The organism is Microcoleus sp. w2-18bC1 (assembly GCF_036700365.1).
GTDB lineage: Bacteria > Cyanobacteriota > Cyanobacteriia > Cyanobacteriales > Microcoleaceae > Microcoleus.
Genome location: NZ_JAUBOS010000078.1, coordinates 1 through 14379, shown reverse-complemented (window position 1 = coordinate 14379; position 14379 = coordinate 1). Strand labels below are relative to the sequence as shown.

At 46.7% G+C, this 14379-nt stretch carries 12 protein-coding genes; 8 read left to right on the top strand and 4 right to left on the bottom strand.

What is annotated here, in order from left to right:
- The first annotated feature begins 13 nt into the window (after nt 1-13).
- Entirely contained in the window at nt 14-376 is a 363-nt protein-coding gene (locus QT979_RS25480; RefSeq protein WP_333215283.1) for a hypothetical protein, read from the top strand.
- Nucleotides 377-730: 354 nt separating this feature from the next.
- A complete protein-coding gene (locus QT979_RS25475; RefSeq protein ID WP_333215265.1) occupies nt 731-1753 on the top strand; it encodes a tetratricopeptide repeat protein in 1023 nt (340 codons plus the stop codon).
- Between the two features lie 93 nt (nt 1754-1846).
- On the opposite strand, the gene QT979_RS25470 is transcribed toward QT979_RS25475, so the two are convergent.
- The 3 genes from QT979_RS25470 to QT979_RS25460 form a co-directional block, all read right to left on the bottom strand.
- Complete coding sequence (locus QT979_RS25470) at nt 1847-2593, bottom strand: hypothetical protein (protein WP_333312055.1); 747 nt, start codon at nt 2591-2593, stop codon at nt 1847-1849.
- A 576-nt stretch (nt 2594-3169) separates the two neighbouring features.
- The gene (locus tag QT979_RS25465; protein WP_333312054.1) at nt 3170-3892 is read right to left on the bottom strand and encodes a pyridoxine 5'-phosphate synthase; all 723 of its coding nucleotides are present in this window, start codon (nt 3890-3892) and stop codon (nt 3170-3172) included.
- Between the two features lie 61 nt (nt 3893-3953).
- Nucleotides 3954-4739 (bottom strand): nucleotidyltransferase domain-containing protein, encoded by a 786-nt coding sequence (locus tag QT979_RS25460; protein WP_333215259.1) that lies wholly within the window; start codon nt 4737-4739, stop codon nt 3954-3956.
- A gap of 271 nt (nt 4740-5010) precedes the next feature.
- Here QT979_RS25460 and QT979_RS25455 point away from each other — a divergent pair, with 271 nt between their 5' ends.
- The 5 genes from QT979_RS25455 (at nt 5011) to QT979_RS25435 (ending at nt 11716) form a co-directional block, all read left to right on the top strand.
- On the top strand, nt 5011-5871 hold the full coding sequence (locus QT979_RS25455; protein ID WP_333058000.1) for a Tab2/Atab2 family RNA-binding protein: 861 nt from the start codon (nt 5011-5013) through the stop codon (nt 5869-5871).
- Nucleotides 5872-6127: 256 nt separating this feature from the next.
- On the top strand, nt 6128-7423 hold the full coding sequence (locus QT979_RS25450; protein ID WP_333312053.1) for a TldD/PmbA family protein: 1296 nt from the start codon (nt 6128-6130) through the stop codon (nt 7421-7423).
- Between the two features lie 156 nt (nt 7424-7579).
- Complete coding sequence (locus QT979_RS25445) at nt 7580-8536, top strand: GDSL-type esterase/lipase family protein (RefSeq protein ID WP_333312052.1); 957 nt, start codon at nt 7580-7582, stop codon at nt 8534-8536.
- A 14-nt stretch (nt 8537-8550) separates the two neighbouring features.
- On the top strand, nt 8551-8733 hold the full coding sequence (locus tag QT979_RS25440; protein WP_333215253.1) for a hypothetical protein: 183 nt from the start codon (nt 8551-8553) through the stop codon (nt 8731-8733).
- A 169-nt stretch (nt 8734-8902) separates the two neighbouring features.
- On the top strand, nt 8903-11716 hold the full coding sequence (locus QT979_RS25435; protein ID WP_333215251.1) for a chloride channel protein: 2814 nt from the start codon (nt 8903-8905) through the stop codon (nt 11714-11716).
- Nucleotides 11717-11793: 77 nt separating this feature from the next.
- On the opposite strand, the gene QT979_RS25430 is transcribed toward QT979_RS25435, so the two are convergent.
- Entirely contained in the window at nt 11794-13305 is a 1512-nt protein-coding gene (locus QT979_RS25430; protein ID WP_333215249.1) for an FAD-dependent oxidoreductase, read from the bottom strand.
- Between the two features lie 101 nt (nt 13306-13406).
- Between QT979_RS25430 and QT979_RS25425 the strand changes: the two genes are divergently transcribed.
- A complete protein-coding gene (locus QT979_RS25425) occupies nt 13407-14255 on the top strand; it encodes an ABC transporter permease (RefSeq protein ID WP_333211837.1) in 849 nt (282 codons plus the stop codon).
- The last annotated feature ends 124 nt before the right edge of the window (nt 14256-14379 follow it).

Sequence of the window (14379 nt, the reverse complement as noted above, 5' to 3'; positions counted from 1 at the left end):
GCCAGTGCCAAGCATGAATCATTTAGAACTCGAACAAGAAATTGGGAAGATGGCTAGAGCGATGATGACTCGCAATAGCTTAATTGGTAAGGATTTGATTGCGGATCTCAGAGGGCGGCTGCCTGTTGACAGTTTAGCTGCTTTGATGATTGTCAGTATTGAGCGTTTGATTTGGTATGACTGTGAGTCCGTGATCTGGAGTTTGAGTTATTTGATTCCTGCTGACGTGATGGAAGAAATTCGCCGAATCACTGCCCTGGTTGTTTGCCAGCGGTTGATGGGCAAGGGTTTTGTGCTGGGGAAAGATTTTAGTATTGATGGAACAGGCCAGTTGATGTTGAGTGAGAATGCTAAAACAGCAGTTGTGGTTGCTTGAATTGGGCAAGCAGAAGTAGAAGCTATTAGCACTAGGAGATTTGCAGTTAGACTTGGGACGCCCTAGGACTCTTTGTGTAACTGCAAACCTAATTCGGGATGCGGTGGTAAGAGTTGCGTGATTCACGCAGTGTTAAGATTCGCAGCAGCTCTAAAAAACTATGAGTGCGGTTAGCTAAAAGAGCTTTTTACTAGAGGAAAATAGTTAGTTTTGACCGCAAATTGTTGAGGTTGTTACGGGCAGTGTGTACGGGCGATCCCCCTGTATCAAATTTTTCAGATTTTTAGTGGAATTACAGTTTTATTCCAGGTATGGTTTCAGGTAGAATCATCCCTAAGATAGATACAAAATATTATGAACTTAATTCAAAACTTGGAAGCGGCTTGGTATTACCATCTGGGTTCGCGCCACCTCGAAGCTAACGATGATCATGGTGCTCTGGCGAACTTTAACAGAGCTTTGAAGTTGCAATCAGATCATTATAAGGCTTGGTTCGGCCGAGGTATGGCTTTGGGGAATTTAGAACGGCACTTAGAGGCGCTGAAGAGTTTTGATGAAGCCTTGGCGGTGCAGCCGAATGCGAGCTTTGGCTGGCACAACCGGGCTATTGCTTTAGGAAAGTTGGGCGAGTGGTTGGAGGCTCTCAATAGTTTTGACCGGGCTCTGGAGTTCAGTCCGTGCGCGGCGAGTATTTGGCACAACCGAGGACTGACGCTGATCGATATGGGGCTTTACGAGAAGGCGGTTCTGAGTTTTGATCGCTGTTTAAATTTGTACCCGGAGGCTGCTTGGGCGTGGTACAACCGAGGTAATGCCCTATTGGAACTCAAGCTTTACTATCAGGCACTCAACAGTTTTGATCGGGCGATCGAGTTTAAACCTGATGACGCGAAGGCTTGGTACAATCGCGGTATAGCTGCGAACTCTATGGGACTTTACAAACAAGCAGTGGCTAGTTTTAGCCGATCGATCGCTCTACAACCGGGCAGAGCCGACGCTGTGGGCGAACGGAGAGTAGCTTTGGAGAAATTAGTAGGTTTAAATCAGAGAAATGGCAAGTTTACTCCCACCTCGGAGCGTCCCTTTGAGGATTATTTGATCTGGTACAACCGGGGTGTGGAATTGGCACGAAAAGGCTGCTACTCTGAGGCGATTGCTTGCTACGAAACAGTTTTAGAAATAAATCCTGATTTTGCTAACGCTTTTTACAATAAAGCTTGCTGTTATGCTCTACTGGGATTTGCTGATTTAGCCCTTGACAATTTGCAGCGGGCTATGGAGTTGATTCCTAATTTATACCGAGAGCTAGCTTTAGCTGACTCGGATTTAAGCTGCATTTGGAAACAAGAACGTTTTGAAGCGCTGATCCAAGGTTGATTTTACGCAAAAAAAACAGCTCGCCCAATTGGGGAGCTGTTTTTTTGGCGGGCGCAAATTCTATCGCCCTCAAGAGTATGTCTGCAATCTTTGCTATTGCACAGAAACTCGGATTGAGGGCTTGACCGGCCTCTTTGCAACTACGATTACCCGGTAAGTGCCGGACTCGGGGAGTTGAGCAAAAGTTTGACCTTCGCCTTGATCCAAGAGTTGTCCCGACGGAGATTCGATCGCCAGATCTAGATTTTTGGTGCTAGCTGTGACCCTAATTGTCTGTCCCTGCTTGCCTTGAACCGTGATAGGCTGGATTTGGTAGCCGGACATTTTGAGTTTGACTGTGGCTTGTTTTTCCTTGAATGCTATGGGAATTGCGCGATCGGGCCTATAAGTCCACTTGGCGTTAAAGTCGCGTCCCAGGACGAAGCTGGTGGTTTCACCTTTGGGGGTAACTCGCACGCGGTAAATACCTGACTCTGGCAACTGGCCAATCCACTGATTGTCTGCTTTTTCAATAACCCCCATATTTTCACCATTGGGACTGTACAGTTCGGCTGTCAGTTGTCCCGCCCACAGGGAGAGAGTGAGTTCTCGCCCTTTGATGCCTTCAAAAATATAGGTGGTGGGTTGGTTGATGGTTTCTCGGATTTCCGAGGTTGACATTCGCTTGATTGGTTCGAGGTTGGGAACTGATTCAGAGGTAACGGGTTTGTTAAGGGTTTCTGTAATTTCCGAGGCAGCCATCAGCTCGCTCGGCGCAATTTTGGGGGCTACTGGGCTGGCAAATACTGATTTTGCCGTCATCATGAGTAGCATTCCAGTCAGTAAAATTAGTTTTTTCATGTCGCACTTCTGAGGGGGGGGTAAGGAGTTGTATATGGTTACTTGTGTTTGCCTGTTTTCACCGGATTAAATCTGGCGATCGCACAGAGGCTACAGCAGCATAGAGGATACACGTAAATATCCCGTACTTGCACAAAACCTGATGGTAGCAGATTGGCAATGGGGGAGCTAAGTAGTAGGCTCTGTTTTTCCGGACATTTCAATGATACTACCTACGCATAATATCATCAGAGAATATTAGTAATTGGGTCGAGGAAAATTAAAGCTGTTTCCCAGGATCTTGTTAAAAAAATGCCCACACCCAAAAAACACGGTGTTTTGGATTCTGGCTCTGCCTTACTACTAGACAACTGCTAGACCCCCACGGGGTTACAGCCCCTCGTATTACTTCGTTTTTGACAATCGCCTAATTATGTAGGGCGCTGCAAACCGCACCTTACCATATTTGTAGCACGTCCAACCCGGGTTTTAGTAAGTTTTGATCGTGTATTTTTCTAGGGCAGATTTAGTCAGACTCTCTGATACAAACGGGTTTATCGCTGCCAAATCTGCCCTGCCAGACAAGGTTAATTCGTATTACGAACCTGCCAGAATTTTTAGGTAAGCTTCTACTGTTTTGGACAACCCCATTTCTAGCGCTTCTGCAATTAAAGCATGACCAATTGATACTTCTAGTATATCAGGAATAGAGCAAAATTTAGCTAAATTTTGCAAATTTAAATCATGCCCAGCATTCACCCCTAAACCTGCTGATTGAGCGGCTTGAGCTGCTTCAACATATTGTTGAAAAACAGATTCAACTCTCTCTTCGCGAAAAGCAGTTGCGTAGGGTTCCGTGTACAGTTCTACTCTGTCTGCTCCAACTTCTTTTGCTAGCGGCATGAGAGCAGCATCTGCGTCCATAAATAAGCTGACTCTGATACCATTGTCTTTTAATTTTTGAATGATTGGTAAGAGCCGATCGCGATTTTCGGGAATATTCCAACCGCTATCGGATGTTAGCACGTCGGGAGCATCTGGCACCAAGGTACACTGAGCCGGTTTTACGTCGCAAACTATATCCATAAATGGCGGCTGAAACGGATTTCCTTCGATGTTGAACTCAACGGTTAGCATTTTAGCTAATTCGTAAACATCCGCAGCTTTGATGTGCCTTTCGTCGGGGCGGGGATGGACTGTAACGCCGTGGGCTCCGGCGGCAATTACTGTTTTTGCGGCTTCAGTAACGCTGGGGATGCCGATGTTTCGAGAGTTTCTTAGGAGGGCGATTCTGTTGATGTTGACGCTGAGTTTTGTCACGGGATGTTACTCTTTAAGGTTGATGCTACTATATTATCGCTTTCGGTACGAAACCTTGAGCCTATAGCGGTAGTTTTAGGGTGTTATCAAAGTAAAAATTAGCTTCTGCAAGCGGTAAACTTTCTGCAAATAAAGCCTCAGCTATTTGCTGTTTTGCTGTCAAATCTTCAAGGTGGGCGATGCAGAAAAGGGGTGCAACGCGATCGACTATTTCGGGCGGAAAGTCTCGGCTGAAATATTTTAGTTCAAAATCGTATCTGTGGGGACGGTAAATCATGCCCAACAGTTCGACTAAGGGTAGAAGCGTCCAATTGTGATAGTTGCCGATCGCATCTACTAAATGTCCGCGATAAATTTCTTTTTTTACCAGAGGTTGCAGCAAATCGAAACGAATTTTAATTTCGTTGAATCGGGTTTGCATTTGGGATAAATGATGGTTTTTATCCAAAGGAAGCGGTACAATTATATTAGCTTTGTCAAAGGCGATCGGCACTTTCCCGTGTCTCTCTATTTCTAGAAAATCGTTGCGGCTGCTGCGCCGGAAAACGGCGAAATCAATTAGCAAAAACGGCGGGGTTTCTTTGAGCCGCCAGAAGCACTGCGATTGACCGTGCCAAGCGGGTTCGGGAACTCGATATTTGAGTTCGATTTCGGCAATTTCTGCGAGGGATTTTTCAACAATATCAAAGGTTTGTTCCACGCAGTTATCTTCAACCACAACCGCAATATCGAGGTCTGACCACTCGTCGGTGTATCCGTGGGCTGCTGAACCTCCTTGCCACAAAGCGAGAACAAAATCTAAAGGTTTTAAGGTGGAAACAATCTTTTCGAGAATGATTTGTCTCATGGAATCAAGCTATACTGTTTGTTTTCCCTGGCTTGCACAAGTTTAACAAACGATCGCGTGTTGAGATTGCTCCGCGACAGTTGTCCGAGGAGTTGCTAATGCTTCCGGTTGTGCACTGCTGCCAAAAATTACACGGGAAGCTGCAAGGGAAAGTGGCAATATGAGGGAAAGTGCGATCGCCCGCGATTGAAAATCAGCCTTAAATTGTCAGAATCAGAAACTTGCCCGCTGTCCGGTAACATGAGAAAGGATTAATTTTAAACAGCGCGGCATGGCTACTATTTGGGAACTCGACTTTTACAGCCGTCCAATCATAGACGAGCGAGAGAAAAAAAAATGGGAAGTGTTGATCTGCGAAAGCCCGCTGAATGTAGGCGACAAGGCCGAATCTCTGTTTCGCTACTCGCAATTCTGCTCCAGTTCTACCGTAAATTCCCTGTGGCTGGCGGGTGCTATTAAAGATGCGATCGCCGCAGCACCGAAACGCCCCGAAAAAATCCGCTTTTTCCGCCGCCAAATGGCGAACATGATTACTAAAGCCTGCGATGACTTGGACATTCCCGCCGCCTGCAGCCGCCGCACCCTCGCCCTTAGCCTGTGGCTGGAAGAACGGATGCAAGACGTTTATCCCGCCGAACCGGGCTATCAACCGGTCGTCAACCCGAGCGTTCAATTTGTACCAGAAACGCCAGTTGCGCTGCCGGATGCTTTAATCGGGGAAAAATGGGCGTTTGTGAGTTTGCCGATCGCAGCTTTTGACGAAATGTCCGAGTGGGATATCGGATTTGGCGAAGCTTTCGGACTGCCGATGACACGCCTCGCCCCAGAAACGCAAATTCCGGGACTAATTATCTACTCGTCGAGAGCAACAGCTTTGGCAGGTTGGATGTCTGGTTTAGAGTTGGCTTTTCTGAAATTTGAGAGTGGCCCACCCGCTAGGCTGGTATTAGATACGGGAGCTAACGATCGCTGGATTTTAGCTAATCTCAGAGATGCAGGAACTGAGAGAGAAGCGAAAGGATTTGAAGCAGCTAAAAACCAAGCAAAAAAAGTACATTTTTTAGCAATTCAGTCGAATCCCGAATCGGAATCTTTTGCAGGATTTTGGCTGCTGCACGAACTAACTATTTAGTCATTAGTCATTAGTCATTAGTCATTAGTTATGAGTCAATATAGCTGTTAAGTCTAAAGTAATGACGGTAGATTATTAACTGATGACTGATGACCAATGACTGTAAAATCTGGTTATCGTCAATTACACCAGTTTTCCCAAAAGTATCTAAATGTAGACCCGTGCACCCAACCCATATCCAGTAAGTTATTGCCAATTCTTTAATCGAAAACCGAAAATCGAAAATCGAATCGCTCATTACCAACCACCGACAACAATGACCAATCACCAATCAGCAGAACAACTGTTAGAACTAGCCACCAAAGCAGGTGCAGAAGCTGCTGAGGTATTGGAATCGCAATCGCTCTCGCGGCCGGTCTTTTTTGAAGCAAACCGCCTCAAACAGCTAGAAACCGCCCAAGCAGAAGGCATTGCCCTGCGGCTGTGGCGGGACGGGCGGCCGGGTTTGGCGGTGGCCTACGGGCCCGTGGAACTGCAAATTTTGGTGGACAGGGCGATCGCGCTTTCACAACTTAACGAACCGGAAACCATCGAACTCGGCACCGGTGAGAAAGTTGTTTATCCCGATCGCGGAGTGTCGGTGCCGGCCCAACAGCTAGTAAACTGGGGCAAAGAGGCGATCGCGATCGTCCGCGAAGCTTATCCAGAAAGCCTCTGCACCGCCGAACTCGACTGCGAAATCGAGAGCACCCGTTTGGTGAACACCAAAGGCTTGGATTCCAGTCACACCGACACCACCCTCAGCGGTTACTTATCAGCAGAATTAGTGCGGGGCGAAGATTTCCTCAACATTTGGGAAGGCGAAACCGAACGCGGCACCCTCGACTTAAACACCAGCGCCAAGCGGGTTTTGCAGCGTTTAGAATGGGCGAAAGACAATGTTGCTCCCGCCACGGGCCGCGTGCCGGTGCTATTTACAGCCAAAGCAGCCGATTTGCTGTGGGGGACTGTCTGTGCGGCGTTGAACGGCAAACAGGTACTCGAAGGCGCTTCGCCTTGGAACGATCGATTAGGCCAACAAGTGACTTCGCCGCTTGTCACCCTGTCGCAGCAGCCGGATATCGGGCCCTATAGCTGTCCTTTTGACGACGAAGGTACTCCCACGCGGGCGATCGTCTTTATCAACAGCGGAGTGTTGCAGCTATTTTATACCGATCGCACCACAGGTCGAGCCTTGGGCAGTGGCACCACAGGCAACGGATTTCGGCCGGGTTTGGGCAGCTATCCGACACCGAGTTTGTTCAATATTTTGATTAAGCCAGGTTCGCTTTCGCTAATCGATTTAATCGCTAAATTAGACGACGGAATTGTAGTCGATCAAATGCTTGGTGGCAGTGCTGGAATTTCCGGCGATTTTTCAATTAATGTCGATCTAGGCTACCGAGTCAAAAAAGGTCAAATAGTCGGCAGAATCAAAGACACAATGGTAGCTGGCAATGTCTACAACGTCCTCAAACAATTGGTAGAATTGGGAGGAGATTCCGAGTGGAACGGTTCTTGCCAAACACCATCTGTAATTGTAGAAGGATTGTCCGTCATCGGTAAGAATTAAAGTCAGTTGGCAGTTGGCAGTTGTTAGTAGTCAGTTGTCAGTTGTTAGTAGTCAGTTGTCAGTTGTCATCAATCATCAGTCAACAGTCAACAGTCAACAGTCAACAGTCAACAGTCAACAGTCAACAATTCCCAATTCCCACTTCCCATACATAATATGCGTATTTGTTTTATCGGCGATTCTTTTGTAAACGGTACTTGCGATCCCAAATGTCTCGGTTGGACAGGACGGATTTGCGCGGCCGCTTGCGGACAAGGACACGATATTACCTACTACAATTTAGGAATAAGGGGAGAAACCAGTGCCGATATAGAAACTCGTTGGTTCAACGAAGTTTCTCGCCGCTTACCTCACTACGGCGATGGCAGAATAGTATTTTCCTTTGGCGTCAACGACACTTACCGAGACAACGAAAAAATTCGCATAGAAGTTGACAAATCAATTGAAAATACCCGCTGTATTCTCATGTCAGCCAAAAATATATTTCCAGTATTAATGGTAGGGCCACCGCCAGTTATTGATGCCGATCGCACAAGGCGGATTGCCAACTTATCTGAACAGTTTGCCCAAGTTTGCAACGAGTTAAATGTGCCTTATTTAGATGTTTGCACCCCGCTGCAAAACTCGGAAATTTGGCATAAAGAACTTACCGAAAATGACGTTTCCCATCCCCGCGCCGCCGGTTACGCTGAATTGGCGAAAATAGTTCACAATTGGGACGGTTGGAAAGCTTGGTTTAAAAATATCAATATATCAGATCAAGAGACAGTAACGCTGTTCCGAGCCGTCGGCAAAAAAGAAATGGAACTGATTAAAGAAAGCGATTTTCTGGCATTTCCGCCACGCTTATCCTTTCAGCCTACTTTTTATCCCGTACTTCACAAAGCCTATGCCATACAAATCGCGAGAGATTGGAATACAAGAGATGCAGCATCGGGATATTTCGGCTATGTCACGCGCTTTCGGGTGGCGACAGAATTCTTAAAAAAATATCCAGTTCAAAATGTGGGCAGTTCGATTCACCAAGAATATTGGATTCCGGCAGAAGAATTGGCTCAATTTAATCAAAACATTGTGGGCAAAATTGAGATTTTTGCGGAATATCAACCCTAAACTCGGAGCTAACTATGCTTGAATTTAATCAATTTTCAGTAGTGAGTTTTGACTGCTACGGCACTCTGAGAGATGGGGAAAGGGGAATACTGCTAGTCTTGAGACAATTGCTGTCAAGTCACGAGATATATTTGGGTAAATCGCCGACACGAAAAAACAGGATTTTGCGCGACACTGCCGGCCAGCGGCCAGCCTGATTTAGAAGTGCCGGATTTAAAAACACTGGTGGAGGCTATAAGGTAAAAAAATCGCAGATTGATATCAAATCCGGTAGCATCGGAATTACAGCAGATTTTAGGTAAGTATCGAAGGATTTTTCGCTAAAGTGCGATCGAGCAGACAATTCTCAGGTCATCTACGCTATTTATGCCGTACATAACTATCCCTAAACAATTTAGGGAACCTTCCAGGGTTATCAAATCTCAACTTTTTTTACGACCAAAACGCCTAGCCATTTTTGAAGCTTGTCTGATCGGTTTAATTTCAGGACTGGCTGGTGTTTTGCTCAAATCAGGAGTCGGATGGCTGGGCAGTTGGCGAGTTGCTACCTCGACAGTAATTCCAGCTTGGATATTACTGCCCAGTGTCGGTTTATTGGGCGGGTTGCTGACAGGTTTATTGGTTGAGCGTTTGGCTCCCGAAACTGCCGGCAGTGGCATTCCTCACGTCAAAGCTGCTCTTGGCGGAGTCAATCTTTCCTTAGATTTGCGAGTAGCTGTCGCCAAACTTCTGACGACTATTTTAGCAGTTGGTTCCGGTTTAACTTTAGGCAGGCAAGGCCCGACTGTGCAAATAGGAGCATCTTTGGCTGGCTGGATAGGTCACTTGATGCCGACTTCCCCAGACTACCGCCGACAATTGATTGCTTGCGGTGCTGCTGCAGGATTGGCTGCAGGTTTCAATGCTCCCATTGCAGGAGTTTTGTTTGTAGTTGAAGAACTGCTGCACGACGTTTCGGGATTGACTTTAGGGACTGCAATTATCGCTTCATTTATCGGTGCAGTTGTCTCGCAGCTTTTGGGCGGCGATAGTTTAAATTTGAACCTTCGCGCGTACCAAACCAGTTTTGATGCTCAGGAAATCCCGTTTTATATACTATTAGGAGTTTTAGCGGGATGGCTGGGAGCTTTGTTCACCAAAGGGATTATGGCTAGCTTGCAATTTAACAGGCGATCGCTCAAATTAGCTTTGCCTGTGCGAATGGCTCTAGCTGGTTTAATCTGCGGTTCAGTAATAGCTTTTCTTCCAGCAACTTTCCGCGATAATACTGGTTTACGGGAGTTTATGCTGACCGGTGAAGCAAGCGGGATAACGAGTTTAATTGCTTTTGTAGCTCACTTTTTTCTGACAATTATTTCCGCTGCTTCTGGAGCTCCGGGAGGATTGTTTTCCCCTGCCCTAGTTATGGGTTCTGCACTCGGTCACATGGTGGGAATTGTGCAGGCAGATTCCCTGGGAGTCGGTTTGCCGGTAACTTACGCTTTGGCGGGAATGGGAGCGTTTTTTTGCGCGGTTTCTAGGGCGCCGATTACTGCTGTAGTGATTGTGTTTGAAATTACGGCGGATTTCAAATTAGTGCTGCCTTTGATGATCTGTTCTGTAGTTGCTTATTTGGTGGCGGAAAAGGTGGACAGTGGCTCTTTGTACGATCGCCTTTTGGATTTTAACGGCATTCAACTGACAAAGGCAAAAGCTGCGAGCAATACTTTGAGCGACTTGCACGCAGATGACGTGATGCAGCGCCGAGTTGAAACTCTTTCGAGTCTGCTGACTTTTGATGAAGTGATGCAGGCTTTTTCGCGATCGCACCACCGAGGATTTCCAGTAGTTGAAGATGGCAAATTAGTGGGAATTGTCAGTCAAACCGATTTGGCAAATGCCAGCGGGCGCAATTTGTCCGGCAACTCCCTGCTTAAAGAATTTATGACTGTACAGCCGATCGCAGTCAAAGCAAGCGATACTTTAAGCGAGGTATTGTACAGGCTCAACAACTACAATATCAGCCGTTTGCCAGTCGTAGAAGGTCGGCGTTTGGTGGGAATTATTACCCGCAGCGACATTATCCGAGTTGAATCCGATCGCCTCAGCGGAGAAACCACCCAGGGCCCGCATCCAGAACCTTCTTATGTTGTCTATCAAACCAAAGCCCCGCAAGTGGGAAACGGCCGCTTATTAGTACCGCTTTCCAACCCCCAAACAGCACCCGCTTTGCTGCGACTGGCTGCGGCGATTGCGCGCGATCGCAATTACGAATTAGAATGCCTGCAAATCATCATAGTACCGCGCAACAGTTCCCCCTCAGAAAGCGCAGTGCGGACAACCAAAAGCCGCCGCCTGCTACAACAAGCAGAGCGAATAATTCGCAATTGGAACTTGCCGGTACACACCCAAATACGGGTAGCTCACGACGTGCCTAACGCGATTTTGGAGACAATAAAGGAGCGACATATCGATTCAATTTTGATGGGCTGGCAAGGCGAATTTTCCACAAAAGGACGCATTTTTGGCGATGTGGTGGATACCGTAATTCGGCAAGCAGGCTGCGAGGTTATTTTGGTGAAGTGGAGCGAAAAACTATTAGCAACACGTAAGAAAAATGAGTTTTCCCCCATTTTCAGCGGGCGAAAATATACGTCTATTGAATGGGAATTCAATACCGAAGGAGTTGATGGTGCAGATAATCCCGGATTGGCGATATCCTCAGATTCATTAGCGACTCCAGAGACGGAACTTTCCCCGCCGAATTCAGACCTTCCAGGGCCAGAATTGGGACTGCACACGCTGATGGGTTTGCATCGCTGGTTGGTGCCTATTCGCGGCAGTTACAAGCAAGCTGCGGCTTTGCGGCTGCTACCTGCTTTGGTGGCTGCGAGTGCTGTACCGGAGATTAAATTGTGTCAGGTTCATCAGCCTTCTGTTGCAGAACCCGATCGCGGAGAATTAAAGCAAGCAGCGGAGTTTATCAAGCGCCGGGTTAGCTGTTCGATAATAGCGACTTCGGTTTGCGCTAAATCGGTTTCTGATGCTTTAATTGATTTGGCTCAGAACGATCAGTGCGATGCGATCGTCCTGGGAGCGAGCCGGGAAGGGCTGCTGAAGCAGGTGATTCACGGGAATATCCCGGAAGCTGTGGCGCGCGGGTGCGACTGTACAGTCATTTTAGTGCGATCGGCCTCTTAGCTAACCCGACGGGAATCCCCCTTCTTCCTGACATCCGTTAAATGCCTTACCGAATCCGTTGCCGAATTTCCTTATTCTTATGGCAGCCAAAAATCGGGAATGAAAGTTTTAGTCAAACTGCGAGTAAACTGATTAATCTTTCTCCCGATTTGAATGTGCGGTTCGTCAGCTTCCACGGGAATAATTGCCGCTTTGTTTCCGATTCCGAAACGCGAAATTACCAAATTTGCCGCCTCCAAACCAGTAACATAAGCCTTTTCCTGCGACCAAGAACCGTGACGGGTCACAACCCAATCGCCGCTCATCAATACATTATCATAACTTGTTACCGCAGGCAACAAATATTGATAGCTACCAGGGGCAAAATGCGTCACGGCCCGCGACAGCCGAATCGCGCTGCTGTCAATTACTTTTGCTTCCCGAAAAGCGGGGATACAAGTGGCTAAATCCCGCTGAACTAAGGCCACAATTTCCTCATCTTTCAGGGGAATTAATTGATTGGCGTGATAAAAGTCAGCTTCGACAACTGTTCCCGGTTCGTCTCTAAATTCGTCGTGCAAAGCATTCAAATCAAAAAACGTCCATCCCGTAGTTGAACTAAATCCAAAACAGGCATTAGAAGGCAGCGGAATGTCAATTTTTCGGTCAAACCACAGGCGAACAGCTAACACATCAACTGCACCCAAATTCATCGCGTCCCGAAACTCTTGGCGACCTTGCAAAGCTGGGCTGCTGCTGATTATTTTTTGCATTCCCGTGACGCCAACTGCAAAAATAACTGCATCTGCATCGAAGGTTTCTTCGCCGCAAACAACGCCTGTTGCTCTGTTGTGGCTGTCAACTACTAAGTCAGTAACTCGCTGCTTTGTCAATACTTTTGCACCTAGTTTTTTCAGGCGATCGACCCAGGGACGAAAGATTTTTTCTCCCACAGTTCCGCGACACCAAACTACATCAAAATCCGGTTGGTGTGCTAATATGAAATAATAAAGCATTCCCAAAGCAGCGGCGGCAGAACATTGTTCTCCTGGTGCAAATAAACCTACTAATAACATAGGCTCAAAAGCATCGCGGTAGAGTCTTGCAGACACGCCAAACTGTTTGAATAGTTCGCGGGCTGTGACGCGATCGTACCTGCGCCAAGCTTCGTCGGAATTGTCGAAATCTAGGACGGCGTAGAGTAAGGGTAAGGCGGAAAGTCTATCGACTAATGGCAGTCTTTTAAATCTGGTGTAAAGAAAGGTTCCTAACGGTGTGGGAAGGCGCGGTTCGTCCTGAAAAATTGGCGATTCTACTTCCAATCCTGCTGGTGAATACTGACAAGAACGAGTCCAAGGCGTGAAGGGATCGAGTCCTAATTCCTTGACTAAGGAAAAGATGTTTTTGTAGGGATACCAGAAGCCATGAATGCCTGCTTCTACGGAACGCCCGCCGGCGGTTTTCCACCCTGCAACTAAGCCACCCGGATAAGGGCCTGCTTCTAGCAGGGTGACATCATAGCCTTGCTGTGCTAGGTGATAGGTAGCGCCTAAACCGGCCCATCCTGCACCGACGACGACTATTTTTGGGGTTGACGATTCTGCTGACATTGCGTACCTCTTGATAATTTATTAATGATGACATAATTCATAAAATGCGGATTTGATATAAAATGTGTTGCATTATGTGCTAAATTTCGCTTGAGTGAATAATGAGTGTCAAAAACCGCCAGCAGACTAACCTGTTGCTGCTCTTATTTCCCGCTACGGCATGGCTGATGGTTTTCTTCATTTTGCCCGTGCTAATTGTACTGTTGTACAGTTTCTTAGAACGCGGTACTTACGGCGGTGTTACTTGGATATTTACTCTCAGCAATTACCAGCGTTTGTTCAGTGGACTTTTCTTAGGAGTAATTGGGCGATCGCTCTGGCTGGCTTTTCTAACAACAGCAACTTGCTTGTTAGTTGGCTATCCCCTAGCATTCTTCATCGCCACCCGTTCTCCTCGCTGGCGAAATGCTTTGCTTTTGCTGGTAATTATTCCATTTTGGACTAATTTTTTAGTGAGAACCTACGCCTGGATTATACTGCTGCGTAGCGAAGGAGTAGTTAACACAGCCCTGCAAAGCCTGCAAATTATTAGCGAACCGTTAAACTTGCTTTTTACGCCTTTTGCTGTGGCGATCGGTCTTATTTACGGCTATTTACCTTTCATGGTTCTGCCTTTATATTCTAGCATAGAACGCTTCAATTTTTCATTAGTAGAAGCCGCTCACGATTTAGGTGCAAATGATATTCGCACTTTTTGGCGCGTATTTTTACCATTAACAACTCGTGGTATTGTTGCAGGCTCGATTTTAGTTTTCGTTCCCGCTGTCGGCGCTTTCATCACACCAGATATATTGGGCGGATCTAAAACAGTTATGGTGGGAAATTTGATTCAGAATCAGTTTATGAGAGCCCGCGATTGGCCTTTTGGTTCGGCGCTTTCTATGCTGTTGACGGTAATCATATTGATTCCTGTGTTAATTTACTTCCGCGTGTCTGACGAAACCGAATAAGGTAAGGTATATACAAATCGTTGCACCCTGCGTTTAGCTTAAGATGCGCTAATGACTAATGACTAATGACTAATGACTAATGACTAATGACTAATGACTAATGACTAATGACTAATGACTAATG

What these genes read in the sequence shown, in the direction of transcription:
- QT979_RS25480 (WP_333215283.1), top strand. Translation starts at nt 14, where the DNA reads ATGAATCATTTAGAACTCGAACAAGAAATTGGGAAGATGGCTAGAGCG.
- QT979_RS25475 (WP_333215265.1), top strand. Translation starts at nt 731, where the DNA reads ATGAACTTAATTCAAAACTTGGAAGCGGCTTGGTATTACCATCTGGGT.
- QT979_RS25470 (WP_333312055.1), bottom strand. Translation starts at nt 2,593, where the DNA reads ATGAAAAAACTAATTTTACTGACTGGAATGCTACTCATGATGACGGCA.
- QT979_RS25460 (WP_333215259.1), bottom strand. Translation starts at nt 4,739, where the DNA reads ATGAGACAAATCATTCTCGAAAAGATTGTTTCCACCTTAAAACCTTTA.
- QT979_RS25455 (WP_333058000.1), top strand. Translation starts at nt 5,011, where the DNA reads ATGGCTACTATTTGGGAACTCGACTTTTACAGCCGTCCAATCATAGAC.
- QT979_RS25450 (WP_333312053.1), top strand. Translation starts at nt 6,128, where the DNA reads ATGACCAATCACCAATCAGCAGAACAACTGTTAGAACTAGCCACCAAA.
- QT979_RS25445 (WP_333312052.1), top strand. Translation starts at nt 7,580, where the DNA reads ATGCGTATTTGTTTTATCGGCGATTCTTTTGTAAACGGTACTTGCGAT.
- QT979_RS25440 (WP_333215253.1), top strand. Translation starts at nt 8,551, where the DNA reads ATGCTTGAATTTAATCAATTTTCAGTAGTGAGTTTTGACTGCTACGGC.
- QT979_RS25435 (WP_333215251.1), top strand. Translation starts at nt 8,903, where the DNA reads ATGCCGTACATAACTATCCCTAAACAATTTAGGGAACCTTCCAGGGTT.
- QT979_RS25430 (WP_333215249.1), bottom strand. Translation starts at nt 13,305, where the DNA reads ATGTCAGCAGAATCGTCAACCCCAAAAATAGTCGTCGTCGGTGCAGGA.
- QT979_RS25425 (WP_333211837.1), top strand. Translation starts at nt 13,407, where the DNA reads ATGAGTGTCAAAAACCGCCAGCAGACTAACCTGTTGCTGCTCTTATTT.